Origin of the sequence: Streptomyces sp. NBC_00102 (assembly GCF_026343115.1) — a bacterium.
Lineage (GTDB): Bacteria > Actinomycetota > Actinomycetes > Streptomycetales > Streptomycetaceae > Streptomyces.
Genome location: NZ_JAPEMC010000001.1, coordinates 6,131,488 through 6,149,724 on the forward strand (window position 1 = coordinate 6,131,488; position 18,237 = coordinate 6,149,724).

The 18,237-nt window shown below is 72.0% G+C and carries 16 protein-coding genes and 1 pseudogene; 9 read left to right on the forward strand and 8 right to left on the reverse strand.

Translation table 11 applies throughout. The features are described 5' to 3' along the window. The first annotated feature begins 39 nt into the window (after positions 1-39). On the forward strand, positions 40-723 hold the full coding sequence (locus OHA55_RS26905; RefSeq protein WP_266710238.1) for a DUF2238 domain-containing protein: 684 nt from the start codon (positions 40-42) through the stop codon (positions 721-723). Between the two features lie 131 nt (positions 724-854). Here OHA55_RS26905 and treY read toward each other — a convergent pair whose 3' ends face one another. Further along, positions 855-3,284, reverse strand: a complete 2,430-nt coding sequence (gene treY, locus OHA55_RS26910) for a malto-oligosyltrehalose synthase (RefSeq protein WP_266710239.1) — start codon at positions 3,282-3,284, stop codon at positions 855-857. Positions 3,285-3,496: 212 nt separating this feature from the next. Next, positions 3,497-5,686: a glycogen debranching protein GlgX gene (glgX, locus tag OHA55_RS26915; protein ID WP_266710240.1), complete on the reverse strand. Its 2,190-nt coding sequence runs from the start codon at positions 5,684-5,686 to the stop codon at positions 3,497-3,499. 393 nt (positions 5,687-6,079) lie between these two features. On the opposite strand from glgX, the gene OHA55_RS26920 reads away from it, so the two are divergent. Beyond that, the gene (locus OHA55_RS26920) at positions 6,080-7,312 is read left to right on the forward strand and encodes an SAV2148 family HEPN domain-containing protein (protein ID WP_266710241.1); all 1,233 of its coding nucleotides are present in this window, start codon (positions 6,080-6,082) and stop codon (positions 7,310-7,312) included. Between the two features lie 84 nt (positions 7,313-7,396). Next, a complete protein-coding gene (locus OHA55_RS26925) occupies positions 7,397-8,110 on the forward strand; it encodes a 3'-5' exonuclease (RefSeq protein WP_266710242.1) in 714 nt (237 codons plus the stop codon). Here the strand turns inward: OHA55_RS26925 and OHA55_RS26930 are convergent. The 3 genes and pseudogenes from OHA55_RS26930 to OHA55_RS26940 all read right to left on the reverse strand — a co-directional run bounded on the left by OHA55_RS26930 (position 8,091) and on the right by OHA55_RS26940 (position 10,664). After that, the gene (locus tag OHA55_RS26930) at positions 8,091-9,389 is read right to left on the reverse strand and encodes a S1 RNA-binding domain-containing protein (protein ID WP_266710243.1); all 1,299 of its coding nucleotides are present in this window, start codon (positions 9,387-9,389) and stop codon (positions 8,091-8,093) included. The two genes, OHA55_RS26925 and OHA55_RS26930, sit on opposite strands and share 20 nt — an antisense overlap. Positions 9,390-9,535: 146 nt before the next feature. Continuing rightward, a pseudogene (locus OHA55_RS26935) lies at positions 9,536-9,676 on the reverse strand (MFS transporter); the annotation flags it as partial. Positions 9,677-9,773: 97 nt separating this feature from the next. Then, positions 9,774-10,664, reverse strand: coding sequence for an aminoglycoside phosphotransferase family protein (locus OHA55_RS26940; RefSeq protein WP_266710244.1), 891 nt, complete (start codon positions 10,662-10,664; stop codon positions 9,774-9,776). A 124-nt stretch (positions 10,665-10,788) separates the two neighbouring features. Here OHA55_RS26940 and OHA55_RS26945 point away from each other — a divergent pair, with 124 nt between their 5' ends. The 3 genes from OHA55_RS26945 to OHA55_RS26955 are packed head-to-tail and all read left to right on the forward strand — an operon-like array spanning position 10,789 to position 13,915. After that, positions 10,789-11,781, forward strand: coding sequence for a carbohydrate ABC transporter permease (locus OHA55_RS26945; protein ID WP_266710245.1), 993 nt, complete (start codon positions 10,789-10,791; stop codon positions 11,779-11,781). Further along, positions 11,778-12,617 carry a carbohydrate ABC transporter permease gene (locus OHA55_RS26950; RefSeq protein ID WP_266710246.1) on the forward strand — a complete coding sequence of 280 codons (840 nt, stop codon included), beginning with the start codon at positions 11,778-11,780 and terminating at the stop codon, positions 12,615-12,617. The genes OHA55_RS26945 and OHA55_RS26950 overlap by 4 nt, the downstream gene beginning before the upstream one ends. Then, the gene (locus OHA55_RS26955; protein ID WP_266710247.1) at positions 12,617-13,915 is read left to right on the forward strand and encodes an ABC transporter substrate-binding protein; all 1,299 of its coding nucleotides are present in this window, start codon (positions 12,617-12,619) and stop codon (positions 13,913-13,915) included. The genes OHA55_RS26950 and OHA55_RS26955 overlap by 1 nt, the downstream gene beginning before the upstream one ends. Positions 13,916-13,949: 34 nt before the next feature. Here the strand turns inward: OHA55_RS26955 and OHA55_RS26960 are convergent, their stop codons facing one another. Next, the gene (locus OHA55_RS26960; protein ID WP_266710248.1) at positions 13,950-14,702 is read right to left on the reverse strand and encodes an SDR family oxidoreductase; all 753 of its coding nucleotides are present in this window, start codon (positions 14,700-14,702) and stop codon (positions 13,950-13,952) included. 183 nt (positions 14,703-14,885) lie between these two features. Beyond that, positions 14,886-15,350 carry a MarR family winged helix-turn-helix transcriptional regulator gene (locus tag OHA55_RS26965; RefSeq protein ID WP_266710249.1) on the reverse strand — a complete coding sequence of 155 codons (465 nt, stop codon included), beginning with the start codon at positions 15,348-15,350 and terminating at the stop codon, positions 14,886-14,888. Between the two features lie 124 nt (positions 15,351-15,474). On the opposite strand from OHA55_RS26965, the gene OHA55_RS26970 reads away from it, so the two are divergent. The 3 genes from OHA55_RS26970 (at position 15,475) to OHA55_RS26980 (ending at position 17,412) form a co-directional block, all read left to right on the forward strand. Continuing rightward, entirely contained in the window at positions 15,475-16,338 is an 864-nt protein-coding gene (locus tag OHA55_RS26970) for an NAD(P)H-binding protein (protein WP_266710250.1), read from the forward strand. Between the two features lie 149 nt (positions 16,339-16,487). After that, positions 16,488-17,036 (forward strand): DUF1697 domain-containing protein, encoded by a 549-nt coding sequence (locus OHA55_RS26975; RefSeq protein ID WP_266710251.1) that lies wholly within the window; start codon positions 16,488-16,490, stop codon positions 17,034-17,036. After that, entirely contained in the window at positions 17,029-17,412 is a 384-nt protein-coding gene (locus OHA55_RS26980; protein WP_266710252.1) for a nuclear transport factor 2 family protein, read from the forward strand. Before OHA55_RS26975 ends, OHA55_RS26980 begins: the two co-directional genes overlap by 8 nt. A gap of 18 nt (positions 17,413-17,430) precedes the next feature. Here OHA55_RS26980 and OHA55_RS26985 read toward each other — a convergent pair whose 3' ends face one another. Further along, positions 17,431-18,192 (reverse strand): ABC transporter ATP-binding protein, encoded by a 762-nt coding sequence (locus tag OHA55_RS26985; protein WP_266711181.1) that lies wholly within the window; start codon positions 18,190-18,192, stop codon positions 17,431-17,433. Between the last annotated feature and the right edge of the window lie 45 nt (positions 18,193-18,237).

Here is an 18,237-nt window from a genome sequence, read left to right on the forward strand (position 1 = left end):
CGGAGGATGGCGGCACAGCCCAGACATGAGGAGCGCGCCATGCCCGCCACCCACCCGCCCGTCGAGATCCCGTCGGACGTCCTGCCGGACGCCCCTGCGACCGCCGGCCGGCTGCTGCCCTCCGTTCTCGCGCCGGCGGTCGCCGCGGCACTCGCGCTGTCCGCGTGGGGCGCCAAGGAACCCGGTACCTGGGTCCTGGAAACGGTGTGGGTGATGCTGGGGCTGCCGGTCCTGTTCCTGCTGCGCCGGCGCTTCCCGCTGAGTGGCCTGCTCTGCGGTCTGCTGGCCGTCCATGCCCTCGTCCTCATGGTGGGCGGGCACTACACGTACGCGGAGGTGCCCGCCGGTGACTGGGTGCGTGACTGGCTGGGCCTGGACCGAAACCCCTACGACCGCCTCGGCCACCTCATGCAGGGATTCGTCCCCGCGATCCTGGTCCGGGAGCTCCTCGTCCGCACCTCGCCCCTGCGCGGCAGCCGCTGGCTCCCCGCGCTGACCGTGTGCGCCTGCCTCGCCTTCAGCGCCGTCTTCGAGATGCTGGAGTGGCTGGCGGCCGTGGTCGGAGGGCAGGCCGCCGACTCCTTCCTCGCCACCCAGGGCGACGTGTGGGACACCCAATGGGACATGTTCTGCGCGCTGATCGGCGCCGTCTGCTCCCTGCTGCTCCTCAGCCGCCTCCACGACCGCAGCCTCGCTCGCGTCGGGACGCACGAGAAGGGCTGACCGCCGCAGCCCCCGGCCGGGCCGATCGTGCTGGGCGGCCCTCACCCTTCACCTCGACCCGGCCCGTACCGACGACGCGGTGAGGTGCCCCGGCCGTCCTCGCGCGCCCGCCAGGAATCGCGGGACGGAGTTCAGCTTCTCGGCCCCCTCCTGAGCAGCGCGACCGGGCGAGCGGCGAACAGCTCGGCCGCCGCCACCTCGCCGCCGCCGAACTCGCCCTCCGTGGAGAGGAGATCGTGCCAGGGACCGGAGTCCGGCAGTGGCAGGACGGTGTCGCGCCAGCCGCCCGCCTCGGCGAGCCGGAGCGAGAGCCGGGTGACCGCCGTGACCACCTCGCCCGACCGGCAGAACGACAGCGCGTGCTCCGCCGCCGGGCCCCGTGCGGTGAGCGGGGCGTACGTCCCCGACTCGCCGAAGACGGCGGGGAGTGCGGCGCGGAGCCGGAGGGCGGTGGCGGTCACCAGGGCCTTCTCGCCCGAGACACCGTCCTTGCCGACTCCGTCCTTGCCGGCTCCGGACTCGCCGGCTTCCGACTCGCCGGCTCCGGGCTCGGTGAAGGGCCGCCGGTTGTCCGGGTCCACCAGAGCGAGGTACTCCCGCTCCGACCCCTGGTAGAGATCGGGCACCCCCGGCATCGTCAGATGGACGAGTGCCGCGCCCAGTACATTGGCCCGCACCTGGGGGGCGAGCGAACGGGCGAAGGGCGCGAGGAGCTCCCGGGCGGGGCCGGCCGCACTGCCGGGACCGGCCGCGACGAAGTCGGAGACCGCGCGTTCGTACGAGGAGTCGGGTTCGGTCCAGGTGGTACGGAGTCCCGCCTCGCGTACGGCCTTCAGGAGCGCGGGCTCCAGCCTGCCCACCGCCTCGTCGGCCGGCAGATCCACGCAGCCGAAGGCCGACTGCCATGCCTGCCAGGCGAGTTGTCCGTCCGGCGCCTTCGCCACAGTCACATCCGTCAGCCGGCGTACCAACTCGGCCCACTCGGGCGGGCATTCGGAGAGGACCGCGATCCGCGCGCGGACGTCGGCGCTGCGCTTCGTGTCGTGCGTGGTGAGCACCGTGCCGGTGGTCGGCCAGTCCCGGGCCAGCCGGGCGCAGAACGCGTGGAACTCGACGGGCTCCGTCGCCGGCCTGCCCGGCCGTCCGCCCACCTCCGTCGCCGAGATCAGCGGTACGTGCCGGTAGAACGCCGTGTCCTCCACGGACTTGGCGTGCAGCGCGGACGCAGTCTGGGCGAACCGGGCGCAGAAGGAGACCTGTTCGGGGCCGTCCCCCAGCCGGCCCAGGGCGAGCTCCCGGACCACGTCGACGGCCCGCGCCTCCTCGGGTACGGAGAACGCGGCCTTCGCGTCCCGTACCGCCGCCTCCGGGAGGGCCGCCGAGGCGGACTCGGTGACCGGGCCGCCGGCCACGACGTACGGCCGGTACACCGGGACCCGGACCAGCAGTTCGGTCACCGCGGTGCGCAGTGCCCACGGGGCGTGGTCGCGCAGCCGGGGATCCCGTGCGCAGATCCGTACGGCCAGCCGGGTGAGCCAGGCCGTCTCGGCCGCGAGGTCGTGGCCGACGACATGGCGTGCGGCCCGGCGTGCCGTGTCCGCCCAGGAACCTCCCCCGTCGTCGGTCGGCTTGGCGAACTCCAGGTAATGACCCAGCAGTTCGGCGGCGCCCAGTGGGTCGGTGAAGAGTCCGTCGATGCGGTGCAGTGCGTCGTAACCGGTGGTACCGGCCACGGCCCAGCCGGCCGGGAGGGTCTCCTCGCCGGTGAGGATCTTCTCCACCACCGTCCACCGGCTGCCCGTCCCCCCGGCGAGCCGCTCCAGGTACCCGGCGGGATCGGCGAGACCGTCCGGATGGTCGATGCGCAGCCCCTCCACCACGCCGTCCCGGACGAGTTCGAGGATTTTGCCGTGGGTGGCGTCGAAGACCTCGGGGTGCTCTACCCGCACGGCGATCAGGTCCGAAATGGTGAAGAAGCGGCGGTAGTTCAGCTCGGTGCGGGCCAGCCGCCACCAGCCGAGCCGGTAGTGCTGGGCCTGCAGCAGTTCGGGCAGCGCGAGGTGCTCGCTGCCCGGCCGGAGCGGGAACTCCTGCTCGCCGTAGCGCAGTACGGAGCCGTCGACGGAGAGCCGCTCCAGTTCGTCGCCGAGCGGACCCCCGAGGACCGGCAGCAGCACCTTCCCGCCGCCGCCCTCCCAGTCGATGTCGAACCAGCGCGCGTACGGCGAGGACGGCCCCTCGCGCAGCACCTCCCGGAGCGCCCGGTTGTGGCGCGGGGAGGCTGCCATGTGGTTCGGCACGATGTCGACGACCAGCCCGAGCCCGTGCGCACGGGCCTTCGCCGAGAGGGCCCGCAGACCCTCCTCGCCGCCCAGCTCGGCGCGGACCCGGCCGGGATCGGTGACGTCGTACCCGTGCCGGGAGCCGGGCACCGCCTCCAGGACCGGGGACAGGTGGAGGTGGGAGATTCCGAGCGAGGCGAGGTACGCGACCGCCTCCCCGGCGTCCGCGAAGGTGAAGTCCGGTTGGAGCTGGAGCCGGTACGTGGCGGTGGGCGTCATGCCCGGTTACGTACCCACTCGCGGCCCGTACGTGTCATCCGCCCCGCTCCCGGCCGGCCGCGACCGCACGGATGCACCCGGGGAGATTCACCCGGACGGAGGGCCCCGGGCGCCACCACGGGCGGGCCGGGAGCCGTTCCGGGCGCGGGGGCGCGGGGGCGCGGGGGCGCGGATGCCGGAGCCCCGGCGCCCGCGCCCCTGCGGAGGACCACTCAGGCGGGCCGCTTCAGGACCGTCATGCTCCGGCCGATCAGCGAGAGGTGCTCGCCCGCCGCGACCTTGGGCCCGCTCCCCGGCGGTACTCCCTCCGGGCGGCCCGTGTCGACCACGACCTCCCACTGCGCGCCGTGGTTGACGGGCACCGCGAAGTCGAGTGTCTCGGCGCCTGCGTTGAACATCAGCAGGAAGGAGTCGTCGAAGATCCGCTCGCCGCGGGGTCCCGGCTCCGAGATGGCATGGCCGTTGAGGAAGACGGTCATCGCCTTGGCGTGCGCGGCCTGCCAGTCCCGCTGGGTCATCTCCTTGCCCTCGGGCGTGAACCACGCGATGTCGGAGAGCTCGTCGTGGGTGCCCTCGACCGGGCGGCCGTGGAAGAACCGGCGTCGCCGGAAGACCGGATGGTCCCTGCGCAGCCAGACCATGGCCCGGGTGAACTCCAGCAGCCCGTCGCCCGGTTTCCGTACGGCCTCCGCTCCTCCGGTGCCTTCGGTGCCGGTCTTCTCGTCCCGGGCGGCGTCGCCCGGTTTCCGCGCGGGATCGGGCCAGTGCACCCAGGAGAGTTCGTTGTCCTGGCAGTAGGCGTTGTTGTTGCCGTCCTGCGTACGGGCGAACTCGTCGCCGTGGCTGAGCATCGGCACACCCTGCGAGAGCATCAGCGTGGCGATGAAGTTGCGCATCTGCCGCGCCCGCAGTTCCAGTACGGCCGGGTCGTCGGTCTCGCCCTCCGCGCCGCAGTTCCACGAGCGGTTGTGGCTCTCGCCGTCGCGGTTGCCCTCGCCGTTGGCGTCGTTGCGCTTGTCGTTGTACGAGACGAGGTCGTGCAGGGTGAACCCGTCGTGGCAGGTGGTGAAGTTGATCGAGGCGAGCGGCCGTCGGCCGTCGTCCTGGTAGAGGTCGGAGGAGCCGGTCAGGCGCCCCGCGAACTCCGCCAGCGTCCGGGGCTCGCCCCGCCACAGGTCGCGCACGGTGTCGCGGTACTTGCCGTTCCACTCGGTCCACAGCGGCGGGAAGTTGCCGACCTGGTAGCCGCCCTCCCCGACGTCCCAGGGCTCCGCGATCAGCTTCACCTGGCTCACCACCGGGTCCTGCTGCACCAGGTCGAAGAAGGACGACAGCCGGTCCACCTCGTGGAACTGGCGGGCGAGCGTCGCCGCCAGGTCGAAGCGGAAACCGTCCACGTGCATCTCGGTCACCCAGTACCGCAGCGAATCCATGATCATCTGAAGTACGTGCGGGGACCGCATGAGCAGCGAGTTCCCGGTGCCCGTGGTGTCCATGTAGTACCGCTGGTCGTCCGTCAGACGGTAGTACGAGGCGTTGTCCAGACCCCGGAAGGAGAGCGTCGGACCCAGGTGGTTGCCCTCGGCCGTGTGGTTGTAGACCACGTCGAGGATCACCTCGATGCCCGCCTGGTGCAGCGCCCGGACGGCCTGCTTGAACTCCAGCACCTGCTCCCCGCGATCGCCCCAGGAGGCGTACGCGTTGTGCGGGGCGAAGAAGCCGATGGTGTTGTAGCCCCAGTAGTTGGCGAGTCCGGCGTCCGCCAGACGGTGGTCCTGGACGAACTGGTGCACCGGCATCAGCTCGATCGCGGTGACGCCCAGCTCGGTCAGGTGGGCGATCACCTCCGGATGCGCCAAACCCGCGTAGGTGCCCCGCAGCTCCTCGGGCAGGCCCGGGTGGAGCATCGTCAGGCCCTTCACATGGGCCTCGTAGATCACCGTGCGGTGGTAGTCCGTGCGCGGCCTGCGGTCGTCGCCCCAGTCGAAGTACGGGTTCACCACGACCGAGCTCATCATGTGCGGTGCCGAGTCCAGGTCGTTGCGCGCGTCGGGCCGCCCGAAGGGGTAGCCGTACACCGCCTCGCCCCACTCGATCTTCCCGGCCACGGCCCGCGCGTAGGGGTCGAGCAGCAGCTTCGCGGAGTTGCACCGCTGCCCGTTCTGGGGTTCGTAGGGTCCGTGCACGCGGAAGCCGTACCGCTGGCCCGGCATGATGCCGGGCAGGTAGGCGTGACGGACGAAGGCGTCGGTCTCGCGCAGCTCGACCGCCGTCTCGGAACCGTCGTCGTGCAGCAGACAGAGCTCGATGCGGTGGGCGGCCTCCGAGAAGACCGCGAAGTTGGTCCCGGCGCCGTCGTACGTGGCGCCGAGCGGATACGCCTGTCCCGGCCAGACCTGCATAGATATGACTCTTCCACTTCTGATCCGGGTGTGGTGCGGTTCTTCAGCCAGATAATCCCCGAAAGAGGCGCGCGTACCTAGTACGTCGGCCGGTGCGGTCGCGAACGGGAGGCGTCGTGCGCCGTGTACCCCGGCGCGGGCCGTCAACACGCCGCACCGCATGACACTCCTGCGGCCCGACCGGTCCGCCGGAACCCGACGGACGCCCCGAACACCGGCCCCCCGCTGGTCACCTCACTATGAATCAGCTCACTCCCTTCCCCGCCCGGCCAGGGAACCCACGCTTTCGGTACACCAGTTGACGCAGCGTCCTCGGCAGGGGGCTGCACGGGTCCGCGCTCGCGGAGTACCCTTCCGTGATCGTTGGGTGGGGGAGTGGAAGGCGGTGTACGGGTGAGCTCGGGAGGGTTCGAGCTGCCTCCGGGTGACGTGAGTCACGAGGGGGAGCCGAACGACGCGCCGCCCGGGACGGTCTCCCTGGCACAGCCCCTGGAGATCGGCGCGGAGCTGGGCTGGAGCGCCGAGGACTGGGGCGAGGTGCGGACACGCGCCCAGCGCGCCGGGCGTGCGTACATCTGGCTGAATCTCGTCGAACAGCGTCTCCGCGCGGTGGTCGCCGCCGTGCTCCGGCCCGTCTACGCGCCGGTGAACGGCGAGGACTGGGTGGTGGCCGCCGCCGGGCCGGCCGGCCAGGAGTGGGTGCAGCGGGCCGTCGCGGTGCGCGAGGTGTCCCGCAGGAAGGGGTACCTGCTCGACCCGGCCGACGACAACGTGCTCAGCTTCCTGACCCTTCCCCAGCTCCGGGAGCTGATGGTCCAGCACTGGCCCTGTTTCGAGCCGTACTTCGACGACCGGCGCGACGTCGAGCTCGCCCTGGACGAACTGGAGGTCGCGCGGAACGTCGTCTCCCGCAACCGCGCGCTCAACGAGGCCGTCCACGCCCAGGCCGAGCGAGCCTCCCAGCGGCTCCTGGCCATCCTCGGCGGAGGGGCCGCCGTGCCCTCCGCCGACCGGCTGCCCGTCGACGCCGTCGAATCCCTGGTCGGCGACCGGTATGCCGACGTGGTCTCCGTCCACCCCGACCGGGTACGGCTCCAGCGCCAGCTGCCCGCCGAGGACCTGTTCGGCAACGCCCGCCGGCTCGACGCGATCGGCATAGGGCTCAACCTGCTCGTGCAGAACTTCTCCGGGCGACGGCTGGTCCGGCTCGCCGAGACCGGCTGCCGGATCAGACTGCTCTTCATCAACCCGGCCAGCAGCGCGGTCCGCCGCCGCGAACGGGAACTCAACCTCCGCAAGGGCGAGCTGAGCCGGTCGGTCGAGATGAACATCCTGCACATGCGCCGGGTACGGGCGAGGCTCCGCGATCCGGGGGCCTTCCAGATCCAGGTGTTCGACGAGACCCCGCGCTTTACCGCCTACCTGGTCGACGGCGACGGGCCCGACGCGGTGGGAGTCGTCCAGCCGTATCTGCGCCGCGCACGCGGGATGGAGGCGCCCGTCCTGGTCCTGCGGGGCGGCGGGCGCGCGGTCGTCCGCGCGGGGCAGGAGGCCGAGCACGGTCTGTTCGAGACGTACCGCGAGGAGTTCGAGTCGGTGTGGACCGACTCCCGGCCCGTCTCCTGATCCGGACCGCCCGCCGACCGGTCTGTCAGTGGTGCGTGACAGGGTGTTCCTCACTGGGGGTAAGCACCACGGAGGAGGTACGGGATGAGCTGGCACCGGGAACCACTGGTCGGCTTCGACCTGGAGACGACGGGCACGGACGTCGAGACCGACCGCGTCGTCACCGCTGCGGTCGTGCGGCTGGACGCGGACGGGGCCGTCTCCGAGGAGCGGACCTGGCTGGTCGATCCGGGGGTGGCGATACCCGAACAGGCCTCGGCGATCCACGGCATCTCGACGGACCACGCCCGCCGGCACGGCGTCCCGGCCGCCGCCGCGATCGAGGAGATCGCCGAGGCGGTCGCCGGAGTCCTGCGCTCGGGCACCCCGCTGGTCGTGATGAACGCCCGGTACGACCTCTCCCTGCTCGACCGCGAGTGCCGGCGGCACGGACTGGAGTCGATCACCGAGCGGCTCGGCTCGGTGCCCTCGCCGATCGTCGACCCGCTGGTGATCGACAAGCACGTCGACAAGTACCGCAAGGGCAGGCGCGCCCTGCACGCCCTCTGCGCGCACTACGGAGTACCGCTGGACGACGCCCACGAAGCGAGGGCGGACGCGTTGGCTGCCGCTCGGGTGGTGCGGCGCATGGGCGAGGTGCACCGGCCCGTCGCGGCGATGCCCCTGACGGACCTGCACGACCTCCAGGTGACGGCGGCGGCCACCCAGTCGGCCTCGCTGCAGGCGTACCTGCGGCGCACCTCGGACCCGACGGCCGTCGTCGAACCGGCCTGGCCGGTCATCCCGCGGAGCCGGTAGACCTGGAGGGGCGCGGGTCCTGGGCGGACGACGGGTCGCGTACGTCCCGCGTCGCCTTCGGCGACAGCGTCAGCCGTTCTCGCACCATGTCGACGTCGAGGATCTCGACGGAGACCTCCTGACCCACGGTGAGCGCGTCCGGAGCGTGGTCGTCCCCTGGCGAGGGCAGTCCGGGGACTTCGATCACCCCGGTGAAGCCGCCGATGTCCACGGACGTGACGCCGGTGTCGGCGATCTCCGTGACCGTGCCGCGGACGTTCTGCCCACGGCGGAGGGTCCTCAGGAAGTCCCAGTCCCGGTCGCCGGGCGTCTGCTCGGTCCGCCACCGCGCGCGCAGGACGCCGTCGTCGTCGGGCAGGACGGCCGTGAACAGGGGGTGCCGCTCATCGACGGCCAGGGGCAGCGCCATGGCCGCGCGGGCGCCCGCCACCCGGACGGCCAGCTCCCCGTACTCGGACTCGTCGACCAAAGCACCGGTGACGGCCCCGGCCGCGTCCTCCCACACGAACTCGACCAGTCCCTCGTCTGGAAGCGAGGCGAGCACCGCGTCTACGTCGGTGGACAGGTCCGGCCACACGGTCAGCCGGGCCCGCGGGGTGAGCCCGGCCCGGACCGCGTCGAGGCCCGCCTCGGTGAGGCGGTGCCGGCGTTCGGCGTTGTACACGTAGCCCTCCTCCAGGATTGCCGCTCGCCCCGAGGCGACCGACCAGCGCAGGCGGGCCCAGAAATCCTCGTCGGCCGGCCGCTGCGTACCGGGCTCGTCGAAGTCCGCGTCGTAGGGGGACGCGTGCACGAGTTCCGGGAAGAGCCCGAGCGCCCGGGTGCGGGCAAGGGCGCTCTCGCAGAGCCGGTCGCTGCCGACGAAGACGTACTGGTCCCACCCGACGTGCACCGCGAACACGTCCCGGTATTCCAGACGGCACCACGCTCCGTTGTCGCGGAGCATGGCCCGGACCAGCTCCAGCGCGACGGACAGGGACACCTCGGCGCCGTCGTGGAACCCGCCGAGGCCGGGTGGGAAGAGCCCGGCCAAGCCGTAACCGTCGATCGCCGGCTCCCGGCCGAATCGGAGGTGTGCGGAGATCTCCGGTTCACGAACGGCCACGCGGTCGACACCGGTCTCCTCGGCGAAGGCGGCTATCGCCCGCAGTTGGGCGGCCTCGACCGGCCCGTGGTCGCTGTTCGAGTCCTTCGAGCCGGTGTAACAGCCGTGCTCGTCGCGGTCGGCGGGGTCGTACGGGGTGATGCGGTGGACGAAGGACGGCACTCTGGTCCTCACGGTCGGGGGGTACTCGATCGGGGGGCGGGCAGCCGGAGCTGCGCCGCCCACGAGGATGACCGCCGGCTCCGCTCCCCACAAGCCGGTTTACGTGCCGGCCCACCCCCGGCCCGGTCCCGAACGCGTGCCGCCCCCTGCCCCGGGCCGGAGATGACCCGCGGGCCGACGCGGTCCACCACCGGCCCCGCGAGCGCCTTGACCACGACGTACGGAGCCGTCTCGCAGCAGGCGACCAACCCGGTACGCGTCGCGCTGCCCGTCGTGACGAGCACGAACCAGGGAAGAGCGTCGCTGAGCTCTTTGCGAATATTCTTCGCGGAGAACTCTTTGCGATCAACGCGGCGTTGTCGCGGGCGGTTGGAGCTCACGATCCCTCGGTCACTCTCAGAAGGGGTACCACCGCACCTCGGGGTCACCGTCCCGGAGCGAAGCGACCCGACGGCGGAACTCGGCGAGCGCCTTCGGGTTGGACGGCGCGTGCTGGGCGACCCAGGCGCAGCTGGCCGTCTCCCGGGCCCCGCGCAGCACGGCGCAGCCGTCCCATTCCCGTACGTCCCAGCCGTAGGCGGCGGTGAACGCGTCGTACGCGTCGGCGGGCAGGCCGTACCGGTCGCGGGAGAGCGCGAGCACCACGAGGTCGTGCTCGCGCAGGTCGAAGGAGAAGGTCTCCAGGTCCACCAGCACCGGGCCGTCCGGGCCGACGTGGACGTTGCGCGGCAGCGCGTCGCCGTGCACGGGACCCGGGGGCAGATGCGGTACGAGCGCGGCGGCGGCGGCCGCGAAGCCGTCCCGGCGCTCGCGCAGATAATCGGCGTCCGCCGGGTCGATCGCGTCGCCCGCGATCTGGAGCCAGCGCTCGACCCCGCCGAGCAGTTCACGGCGGGGCAGGGTGAATCCCTCCGGCGCCGGCAGGGCGTGCACCAAGGTCAACAACGGGGCCAGATCGCGCGGTTCGGGGGCCCGTACGGCGTCCGGAAGCCGGTGCCAGAGGGTCACCGGGTGCCCCTCCACCATGCGGGGCGCGGGCTCCGCGGCCCGCACGGCGGGGACGCCGGCGTCCGCGAGCCAGCCGGCCACCGCGACCTCGCGTCCGGCGCGTTCGCGCAGTTCGGGATGGTGCGTCGCGTCGCGGCCGACCTTCACCACCAGATCGCCCACGGCGAAGGCCGCGTTCTCGCCCAGCGCCAGGAGCTCCGCCCCGGAAGCGGAGCCGGACGAGCCATTTCCGGCCAGTCCGGCAGCGGTCAGTACCTCGCGCGCTCGCTCTTCGTTCATGGCCCGATTTTCGCATTCCTGCAGGCCACCTTGACGAACGGTCGGCCCGTCAGGACCATGACGGAGGCCGGGTGAGCGGCCAGAGCGGCAGAAAGCCGATCAGATGCTACGAAGAGGTCAAACTGTGACATTGGCGACTCCGGCCGCGACGGAGCGGACTGGCGGTCGGTGGTCGGGCGGTCGGTGGTCGGGCGGCCGACGGCCGGGACAGCGCCGCAAGGACGACGGACGCGGCGGCGAGCGGGCCGCCCGGGACCGGGCCACCTGGTTCCTGGTACTGCCCGCCCTCATCCCGATCCTCGTCCTCAGCGTCGGCCCGCTGCTCTACGGCATCGGGCTCGCCTTCACCGACGCGCAGTCCGGCCGCACCCGCTCCACCCAGTGGATCGGCGCCCTCAACTTCCAGGACCTGCTGCACGACACCCTCTTCTGGGACTCCTTCCGGATCGGCCTGCTCTGGGCCGTCGGCGTCACCGTCCCCCAGTTCCTGCTCGCCCTCGGCCTCGCGCTGCTGCTCAACGAGAACCTGCGGATGCGCTGGCTGGCGCGGGCGCTGGCGATCATCCCCTGGGCCATGCCCGAGGTGGTCGTCGGCATCATGTGGCGCCTCGTCTACAACCCGGACGCGGGCATCCTCAACGAGACCATCCGCGACCTCGGCCTCGGCGACGGGCGCGACTGGCTCACCGGATTCGGTACCGCCCTGCCCGCCGTGATCGTCGTCGGTATCTGGGCCGGAATGCCCCAGTCCACCGTCGCCCTGCTCGCCGGACTCCAGAACACCCCGCACGAACTCCACGAGGCCGCCGCCCTCGACGGCGCCGGGGCATGGCGCCGCTTCCGTACCGTCACCTGGCCCGCGCTGAAACCCGTCGCGCTCTCCATCACGGCACTCAACTTCATCTGGAACTTCAATTCGTTCGCCCTGGTCTACGTCCTGACCAGCGGCGGGCCCGGCGGACGGACCCGGCTGCCCATGCTCTTCGCCTACGAAGAGGCCTTCCGCTACGGCCAGTTCGGCTATGCCGCGGCCATGGGCTGCGTCATGGTCGCGGTGATCTCCGTGATCCTCGCCGTGTACCTCGCGGGCCGGCTCCGGGGAGGCGACGACCGTTGAGCATGCGCACCGGACGGACCACCCGCGCGGGACAGTACCTCGCGCTCACCGGCTACCTCGTCTTCCTCGCGTTCCCCTTCGTCTGGCTGATCTCCACCGCCTTCAAGCCCGCCCGCGAACTGGGCTCCCTGCACCCCACCTGGATTCCCGAGCACCCCACCCTGGACAACTTCCGGCAGGCGTTCGACGAACAGCCGCTGCTCCAGGCCGCCGGGAACTCCCTGCTCGCCGCCGTCAGCGCCGGAGTGATCTGCGTCCTCATCGCCACCCCGATGGCCTACGTGATGGCCCGTCACCGGGGCAGGCTCTCGGCCGCCGCCACCGGCTGGGTCGTGATCAGCCAGGCGTTCCCCTTCGTTCTGCTGATCATCCCGCTCTTCCTCATCCTGAAGAACCTGCACCTGATCAACTCCCTGGCGGGCCTGATCATGGTCTACGTCGTCTGGTCGCTGCCCTTCGCGCTCTGGATGCTCGTCGGCTACGTCCGGGCCGTCCCCGCCGAACTGGAGGAAGCCGCCTCCGTCGACGGCGCCGGACGACTGCGCACCCTCGTCTCGGTCACCGCCCCGCTGCTGGCCCCCGGGATCGTCGCCACCGCCCTCTTCGCCTTCATCACCGCGTGGAACGAGTTCTTCTTCGCCCTCGTCCTGCTCAAGACCCCGGAGAAGCAGACCTTGCCGGTCGTCCTCACCCACTTCATCGGAGCCGAGGGAGCCGCCGACCTCGGCCCGCTCGCCGCCGCCGCCTTCCTCGCCACCCTGCCCTCCCTCCTCCTCTTCGCCTTCATCCAGCGCCGCATCACCGGCGGAATGCTGGCCGGGGCGGTGAAGAGCTGATGCGCGCGTTCACCAGGGCTGCGGCCGCCGCCGCGACCGTGCTCACCCTGCTCCTTGCCGGATGCTCCGGCGGCGGGAGCGACGGCACCGACGCCGACGGGACGGTGCACCTGCGCTTCCAGTCACTGGCCTGGCAGACGGAGTCCGTGAAGGCCAACAGGGAACTCGTCGCCGAGTGGAACGCCGCCCACCCCGGCATCCAGGTCGACTACGTCCAGGGCAGCTGGGACAGCGTCCACGATCAACTGCTCACCTCGTTCGAGGGCGGCGAGGCGCCGGACATCATCCACGACGCCTCCGACGACCTCGCCGACTTCGCGTACGGCGGCTACCTCGCGGACCTCAGTGCCCTCCTGCCCGGCCGGCTCACCCAGGACATCCCGGCGGCCTCCTGGTCCACCACCACCTTCGACGGCGGGGTCTACGGCGTCCCGTTCCTCCAGGAACCCAAGGTCCTCATCGCCAACACGAAGATCCTCAAGGCCTCGGGCGTCCGTATCCCCACCGCCGGACACCCGTGGAGCTGGGAGGAGTTCCGCCAGGTCACCAAGGAACTCACCGGAAAGGGGCGGTACGGAGTCGCCTGGCCGCTCAAGGAACCCGTCTCCGTCACCCTCAACCTGGGGCTCTCGACCGGCGGACAGCTCTTCCACCGGGGCGAGGACGGCAAGGTGGACCTGCGGTTCGGCGAAGGCGACTCCGTGGTGCCCCGGACCATCCACGACCAGGTCACCGTCGACCACAGCGCGGCCAGGACCGCGCTCGGCATGGGCGGCTCGGACACCCTGCCCGGGTTCTTCGGCGGCAAGTACGCCATGGTCCCGCTCGGCTTCGCCTACCGGCAGCAGGTCGTGGAACAGGCCCCCGAGGGGTTCGAGTGGAGCGTGCTCCCCGCACCCGCGGGCAGCGACGGCACGGCCCAGGGGGTGAGCCCGCAGACCCTCTCCGTCGCCGAGGACAGCCCGCACAAGAAGGAGGCGGTCGAGTTCATCGACTTCCTGCTCGACCCGCCCAACATGGTCCGGCTGGCCAAGGGCGACTGGATGCTCCCCACCGGCACGGAGGCCCTCGCCGATCCCGCGTTGCACACCGAGGACCTGGGCTGGGCCACCGGCACCGCGATCGCGCAAGGGCTCCGGCCCGCCCCCGCCCAGTCGGTACGCGGCTACCCGGAGTGGAAGGACAAGGTCGCCACCCCCGCGCTCCAGGAGTACTACAGCGGCACGATCGGCCTGGACGAGCTGACGGACCGGCTGGTGGACGACGGGAACCGGGTCCTCGCCCGCTACCAGCGCTGACCCCGCCGGACCCCCGGCTGTGCGGGGGGAGCGGCTACACGGTGGGCCGCTGGAGCCAGAGCCACTGCGCGTAGGTGAGCGTCCCGTGGTCGGCCGGCTCCCGGGTGACCAGGCTCCCGTCCCGCATGGCCCGGCCCATCCCGCCGGGCAGCGGGACCTCCACGATCGGGCCCCGCTTGCCCGTATGGTGCGCGTACGCCCTGACCATCGCGGACATCGACTCGACCCGCGGTCCGCCCAGGTCGGGTACGCGTCCCGCCGGGGCGCCCGTGGCCAGCTCCACCAGCCGTTCGGCCACCTCGCGGGCGGCGACCGGCTCGGACGTCATCCTCGGTACGGCCACCAGCGGGCCCACCTTGATCTGCCCGTAGATCTGGCCCGCGAACTCGTGGAACTGCGTCGCCCGCAGGATCGTCCACGGGACCGCGCCCCTCTCGACCAGCCGCTCCTGGGCCACCTTGCCGGCGTAGTAGCCGTGCGGAGCCCGGTCGATGCCGACGATCGACAGCGCGACGTGGTGCCCCACCCCGACGGCCTGCTCCGAGGCCAGCAGCTGCCGGGTCACCGAGGTGAAGAACTCCGCCGAAGCCTTGGCGGACATGGTTTGCTTCGACGTCACGTCCACGACCGCCGCGACCCCGTGGAGCGCCTCGGCGGCGCCGGAACCGGAGGTCAGGTCCACGCCGTTCGAGCGGGACAGCACCACCGCCTCGTGGCCCCGCTCGCGGACGACGTCGACCACATGCCGCCCGACGGTGCCTGTGCCGCCCGCCACTGCGATCTTCACGCGGATCTCCTGTCACCGGGGCATCGGTCTTCACGCGGATTCCAGGGAGGACCCCGCCGGCCTGCTCCGGCGTCCTCCGGCACCGATCATCCCTCCCCTCGGGGCGGTCGGCACGCGCGCGCACGTCCCGACCGCTCCGGATCGCCCGTCCTGGATCGCCCGTCCCGCGCCACCCGTCCCGAATCACCCGGCCGGGTCCGGCGGGGGCTTCCGGCCGGCGCCGGGTTCCTTCAGGAGTCCGGTGGCCGACCGGTGGACCTTCGCCAGGGCGCTCAGGAGGATGTCACGCTCGGCCCCGGTGAGCTCCGCGGTGACCTTCTCCTCGATCGCGCGCCGGTCCGCTTCGACGGGCTCGCGCAGCGCGCGCCCCGCGTCGGTGAGCCAGAGGCGGACGAGGCGGTTGTCCCGCTCGTCGCGGCGCCGGGTGAGCAGCCCCGCCGCGGTCATCCGGTCGGCCATCTTGACGACGGTGGGCGTCGTGACGTTCAGCGCGGCGGCGACCTCGCCGGGCGTGCTGCCGTCCCGCTCCCACAACCTGGCGAGCAGGTGGTTCTGCCCCACGTGCAGTCCGTGGCGCCGCATGGCCGCGTCGGCCAGCGCCCGGAGGGCCTTGGACGTCTTGCCGTGCAGGTCCAGGAACTCGGGCATCGGGCGGCCTTCCGGTCGTGGGCGGCCGGCACGGACCGCCGCGCGAGAATCGATTGACGGCTAATCATTCACCGGCTAACGTCTGCGCCAATTCGTTAGCTGGCAAATGACTTGAAGGATTCAGATGATACTGGTCACCGGGGCGACGGGGAACATCGGCCGTGAGCTCACCCGCGAACTCGACGCGAAGGGAGCCGAGTTACGTCTTCTCGTACGCGACGCGGCCCGTGCCGCCGCACTGCCCGAGCGTGCCGAGCGCGTCGTCGGCGACCTGGGCGAGCCCTCGACGCTGACTCCGGCCTTCGCCGGCGTCGACTCGCTCTTCCTGGTCACCCAGGGCATCGGCACCGACCACACCGCCGCTGCCGTCGCCGCCGCCGAGGCGGCGGGCGTGGGGCACATCGTGCACCTGTCCTCCCTCCACGTCACCATCGAACCGCTCCCCGCCATGGCCCACTGGCACCACGAACGCGAGAAGATCGTCCGCGCCTCGGCGATACCCGCCACCTTCCTCCGGCCCGGCGGTTTCATGACCAACGCCCTCGACTGGATCCCCACCCTCAACGAGGGAAACCACGTCCTCGACCCGGTCGGTCCGGGCCGCTCCGCACCCATCGACCCCGCGGACATCGCCGCGGTCGCCGCCCTCGTCCTCACCGGGACCGGTCATCGGGGCAAGGAGTACGCCCTCACCGGCGGCGAGGCGCTCACCGTCACCGAGCAGGTGAGCATCCTCTCCCGCGCCACCGGCCGCGACATCGAGGTACGCGCGGTGAACACGCCGGACGAGGCCGTACGGTCCCGCTTCCCGCACGGGGCGCCCCGGGCGCTCGCCGACGCCATCACCGAGGGCTTCACGCTCATGCGCGCCGACACCGTCGGGTTCCGGACGGACACCGTCGAACGGCTGCTCGGCCGTACACCGCGTACCTTCGCGGACTGGTGCGCACGTCACGCCGACGCGTTCCGCAGGCCCGAGTCCGCCTGACACCCGTCGAAGTCGGCCTGACCCGCCTGAGCCCGTACGGCCCGCCGGAGCGCGGGCCGGACCGCGCTCCGGCGGAATCACCCACCCCCTTCGCACCGCGCGCCCGTCCCGGCAGGGTCCGGGAACGTGCAGCCCTTAAGGTGAGCCCCATGACGACGACGTACGCACTCCTGCTGCGCGGCATCAACGTCGGGGGCCACCGCAAGGTGCCCATGCCGGAACTGCGCGCGCTCCTCTCGGAACTGGGCCACAGCGGTGTGACCACGTACCTGCAGAGCGGCAACGCGGTCCTCACCGCGGCGAGCGACGACGAGAAGGAGGTCGCGGCCGGGATCGAGCGGGCCGTCGAGGAGCACTTCGGGTTCGCCGTCGACTGCCTCGTCCGCTCCGGCGCCTACCTCCGTGCCGTCGCCGACGCATGCCCCTTCCCCGCCGCGGAGTTGGAGGGCAAGCAGCTGCACGTCACCTTCTACGACGGGCCGGTCACCGAGGACCGCTTCGCACCGGTGGACCCCGCCGCCCATCTGCCGGAGGAGTTCCGGCTCGGCGACCGTGCCCTCTACCTCTACGCCCCGGAGGGCCTCGGCCGCTCCGGCCTCGCCGTCGCACTCGCCCGGCCCGCCGTCACCAAGGGGCTCGTCGCCACCAGCCGCAACTGGAACACCGTGGTCAAGCTCGTGGAGCTGACCCGTGACTGAGCTCCCGTACCCGGTGGCCGAGGCCATCGAGAACGAACTGCGCCTGCTCGACCCCGAGGTACGCCGCTCCGCGCAGCTCCTCGCGACGGTGCTGCACCCCGAGTTCCGCGAGATCGGCACCAGCGGCCGGCTCTGGGACCGCGCCGCGATCATCGCGGAACTCACCTCCGAGGCCACCAACCGCCCCGGACCCCTGACCGCCTCCCGGATGGAGGGCGTCGAGCTCTGCCCCGGCCTCGTCCACCTGACCTTCGACACCGAGCACAAAGGCAGCCGCGCGCACCGGAGTTCACTGTGGCGGTTGACGGACGGGGGCTGGCAGCTCTACTTCCACCAGGCCACCCCGTTCGTCGCGGACCCGTTCAACGAGGCCTGATCCGGAGCGTGCCCCGGATCAGCGGCGGGTTACCCGCTGCGCCCGTGCGCTCCAGCGGCCGTCCGTACGCGTGATGCGCACCGGATGGCCGAAGCAGTCGCTGACCCGGTCCGTGGTCAGTACCTCGTCGGCCGGCCCCGACGCCACGCACTTCCCGCCGCGCAGCAGCATCGCGTGGGTCGTGGACGCGGGCAGCTCCTCCAGGTGGTGCGTGACCAGCACCGTCGCCAGCTCCGGATGCTCCTCGCGCAGGGCGTCCAGGCTGTCCAGCAGCTGCTCCCGGGCCGCCAGGTCCAGGCCGGTTGCCGGTTCGTCGAGGAGCAGCAGCCGGGGGCTCGGCATCAGGCTGCGCGCGATCAGCGTCCTGCCCCGCTCACCCTGGGAGAGCGACAGCCAGCGCGAGGCCTCCTTGCCGCCCATCCCGAGCATCGCCAGCAGCTCGTCCGCCCGCGCCCGCTCCTCCGCCGTCGGCGACCAACGCGGCAGCGGTTCGACCGAGTTGGTGAGACCCGTCAGAGCTACTTGACGCACCGTCAGGGCGGACTGGAGCGGGTGCCGGGGGTTGACGTGCCCGAGCAGCGTACGCAGCTCCCGCAGATCCACCCGGCCCAGCGTCCTGCCGAGCACCTGCACCGTGCCCCGGGTGGGGTGGGTGACCGCGCCGAGCAGCCCCAGCAGGGTGCTCTTCCCGGCGCCGTTGGCACCCAGGAGCGCCCAGTGCTCGCCCTGCCGGACGGTGAGCGAGACGGTGTCCAGGATCGCCCGGCCGTCACGGACCACGGCGACCTCGTCGGCGTGGATCACCGGTACCGGCTCCTCGGTGAA

Bases quoted from the DNA above. Each gene is read 5' to 3' on its own strand.
- OHA55_RS26905 (WP_266710238.1), top strand. From the start codon at position 40: ATGCCCGCCACCCACCCGCCCGTCGAGATCCCGTCGGACGTCCTGCCG.
- OHA55_RS26940 (WP_266710244.1), bottom strand. From the start codon at position 10,664: ATGAACGAAGAGCGAGCGCGCGAGGTACTGACCGCTGCCGGACTGGCC.
- OHA55_RS26925 (WP_266710242.1), top strand. From the start codon at position 7,397: ATGAGCTGGCACCGGGAACCACTGGTCGGCTTCGACCTGGAGACGACG.
- OHA55_RS26975 (WP_266710251.1), top strand. From the start codon at position 16,488: ATGACGACGACGTACGCACTCCTGCTGCGCGGCATCAACGTCGGGGGC.
- treY (WP_266710239.1), bottom strand. From the start codon at position 3,284: ATGACGCCCACCGCCACGTACCGGCTCCAGCTCCAACCGGACTTCACC.
- glgX (WP_266710240.1), bottom strand. From the start codon at position 5,686: ATGCAGGTCTGGCCGGGACAGGCGTATCCGCTCGGCGCCACGTACGAC.
- OHA55_RS26955 (WP_266710247.1), top strand. From the start codon at position 12,617: ATGCGCGCGTTCACCAGGGCTGCGGCCGCCGCCGCGACCGTGCTCACC.
- OHA55_RS26965 (WP_266710249.1), bottom strand. From the start codon at position 15,350: ATGCCCGAGTTCCTGGACCTGCACGGCAAGACGTCCAAGGCCCTCCGG.
- OHA55_RS26970 (WP_266710250.1), top strand. From the start codon at position 15,475: ATGATACTGGTCACCGGGGCGACGGGGAACATCGGCCGTGAGCTCACC.